Raw genomic sequence first — 2,806 nt, 5'->3', positions numbered from 1 at the left:
GTCAGCCGCTGCATCCGCGCCGGCCAGCGGGCGGTGCGCAGGCCGTTGGCGATGGCGTGTTCCGGCAGATCCAGCTCCAGCCCCACGGCGACCGCCAGGCCGGCGTTGGCGATCTGGTGCGGCCCGGCCAGGGCCGGGGCCGGCAGGTCTAGGAAGCGGTTCTGGTCCTGAAAGGCCATGGCCCCGCGCTCGGCCCAGGCGTCGAAATCCACGCCCATGACGGTCAGGGGCGCCCGCACGGCCTGGGCCGCGGCCTCGATGGCCTGCATGGCTTCTTCCGGCTGGCGCGCGATCAACCCCCGCGCCCCGGCCTTGAGGATGCCCGCCTTCTCCACGGCCACGCCGCGCAGGCTGGTCCCGAGGAATTCCGCGTGGTCGAGGTCGACCGGGGCGATGACGCTGAGCAGCGGCCGTTCGATGACGTTGGTGGCGTCCAGCACCCCGCCCAGCCCGACCTCGACGATGGCCAGGTCAGCGGGAGTCTCGCTCATGGCGACGAAGGCGGCCGCCGTCGTGCTCTCGAACACGGTGGCCTCGCTGCCGCTCGCGTCGATCGCCGCCTCGACCCGGTCGAGGACGGCGTTCAGCGCCTCGTCCTCGATCAGCCGCCCGGCCAGACGGATGCGCTCGTTGAACCGGACCAGATGCGGCGAGGTGTAGGCGTGCACCCGCAGACCCGCCGCCTCGGCGATCGCGCGGATGAAGGCGACGGTCGAGCCCTTGCCGTTGGTGCCGGCGACGTGGATCACCGGCGGCAGCCGGTCCTGCGGATCGCCCAGCGCCGCGCACAGCACCCGCATCCGCTCCAGCGACAGGTCGATGCGCTGGGGGTGGCGGGCGCGCAGGCGTTCGGAAATCGGGTCCATCGGGCCTAGGCCGCCCGGCGCTTCCCGCCCATGAGCATCGACAGGATCTGGCCCAGCACCTTCGGCAGATCCTCGCGGGTCACGACCCGGTCGACCATGCCCTTCTCCTGCAGATACTCGGCCCGCTGGAAGCCCGGCGGCAGCTTCTCGCGGATGGTGGCCTCGATCACGCGCGGGCCGGCGAAACCGATCAGGGCCCCCGGCTCGGCCAGGTGGACATCGCCCAGCATGGCGTAGCTGGCGGTGACCCCGCCGGTAGTCGGGTCGGTCAGCACCACCACGAACGGCAGCTGGACGGCCTTCAGCTCCTGGATGGCCAGGGTCGTGCGGGCCATCTGCATCAGGCTGAGCGCGCCCTCCTGCATCCGCGCCCCGCCGGCGGCGGTGAAGCACACCAGAGGCACGCCGCGCTCGATCGCAGCCCGGGCGGCGGCGATGAAGGCCTCGCCCGCGGCCATGCCCAGCGAGCCGCCCATGAAGGTGAAGTCCTGGACGATGACCACCGCCGGCGTGCCGTCCAGCTCGCCGAAGCCGATGGCCATCGTGTCCCTGCGGCCGCTTGCCTTGCGGGCCGCCGCCAGACGGTCCTTGTAGGGCTTGCCGTCGGAGAATTTCAGCGGATCCTCGGGGACCTCGGGCGTATCGATCGGCTCATACGAGCCGCCGTCGAAGGTGAAGCGCAGCCGCGTCGGGGCGTCGATGCGCATATGCCGGCCCGACGGCGTTACCCACAGCGAGCCCTCGAGGTCCGAGCGGTACAGCATCTCGCCGGAGTCGGGGTCTTTGACCCACAGATTGTCGGGCGTGTCGCGCCGGCTGACGATCTTGCGCACGCCGGGCGCGAAGCGGGACAGCCAGCCGCCGCGCTTCTCCTGCTGGGGTTTGTTCTTGTCGACCATGCGCGGGTCTCTAGACGGTTTCCGCCACGCGCGCACCCCGGACCGCATCGGCGAGGGACCGCACTTTCGCCAGAACGCGGGCCGTCGCCGGTTCGTTCGCCTCGAGCGCCGCCGCCACCTCGTCGACCAGCACCGAACCCGCGACCACGGCGTCGGCCACCCGGGCGATCTCGGCCGCCCGCTCGGGGGTTTTCACGCCGAAGCCGACCGCGACCGGCAGGCCGGACGCCTTGCGCACCCGCTCGACCGCCGGCGCCACCGACAGGGCCTGGGCCTCCTTGACCCCGGTCACCCCAGCCACCGAGACATAATAGACGAAGCCCGAAGTCCGTTCGGCGATGATCTTCAGCCGGGCGTCGTCCGAGGTCGGGGTGGCCAGCCGGATCAGCGACACCTGCGCCGCGTCGAGAGCGTCCGACAGGGGGCCGGCCTCTTCCGGCGGGCAGTCGACCACGATCAGACCGTCGACGCCGCTGGCCGCCGCGTCCCGGGCGAAAGCCTCATAGCCGTAGGTCTCGATCGGATTGAGATAGCCCATCAGGATCACCGGCGTGTCGGCGTCGCCCTCGCGGAAGGCCGCCGCCAGCGCCAGGGTGCCCTTCAGCGTCAGCCCCGCCTTCAGACCGCGCAGGGCGGCGCGCTGGATCGGCGGCCCCTCGGCCATCGGGTCGGAGAAGGGAAAGCCCAGCTCGATGATGTCGGCGCCGGCCGCCGGCAGGCCGCGCAGGATCTCCAGCGCCTGGTCGCGCGAGGGATCGCCGGCCATGACATAGGCCACGAAGCCGGCCCGGCCCTCGGCCTTCAGCGCGGCGAAGCGGGCGTCGATACGCGATGTGGTCATGGCTGGGGCGAAGCGGCCGCGCCCGGCTGTCCCGAAGCGCAAAGGTCGCCCGGAATTACGCCGAACCCGAGATAGCCGACGGCCTCCGGCCCGGCCGGGCGCGAGGTGTCGTAGAAGGCCTGCATCTGCAGACCGTCGCAGCCCCCGCCCTCGCGGCGGCGCACGAAGACGACGCGGTTGGCGTCGCCCCCGGCCGCAAG

The 2,806-nt window shown here is 72.2% G+C and carries 3 protein-coding genes and 1 pseudogene; all 4 read right to left on the bottom strand.

Going from position 1 to position 2,806, the window contains the following annotated elements:
* Nucleotides 1–866 (bottom strand): Mur ligase family protein (locus tag RDU12_RS14660; RefSeq protein WP_308685360.1); only part of this gene is annotated, 866 nt, incomplete at its 3' end.
* A gap of 5 nt (nt 867–871) precedes the next feature.
* Complete coding sequence (gene accD / locus RDU12_RS14655; RefSeq protein WP_300290987.1) at nt 872–1,765, bottom strand: acetyl-CoA carboxylase, carboxyltransferase subunit beta; 894 nt, start codon at nt 1,763–1,765, stop codon at nt 872–874.
* A gap of 10 nt (nt 1,766–1,775) precedes the next feature.
* Nucleotides 1,776–2,606, bottom strand: a complete 831-nt coding sequence (gene trpA, locus RDU12_RS14650) for a tryptophan synthase subunit alpha (protein WP_300290989.1) — start codon at nt 2,604–2,606, stop codon at nt 1,776–1,778.
* A pseudogene (locus RDU12_RS14645) lies at nt 2,603–2,806 on the bottom strand (hypothetical protein); the annotation flags it as partial. The gene trpA and the pseudogene RDU12_RS14645, both read right to left, overlap by 4 nt.

This window comes from Brevundimonas sp. (assembly GCF_031082345.1).
Classification (GTDB): domain Bacteria; phylum Pseudomonadota; class Alphaproteobacteria; order Caulobacterales; family Caulobacteraceae; genus Brevundimonas.
Note: the sequence above shows the minus strand (reverse complement) of the source record. Positions and strands in the feature narration are given on the sequence as shown.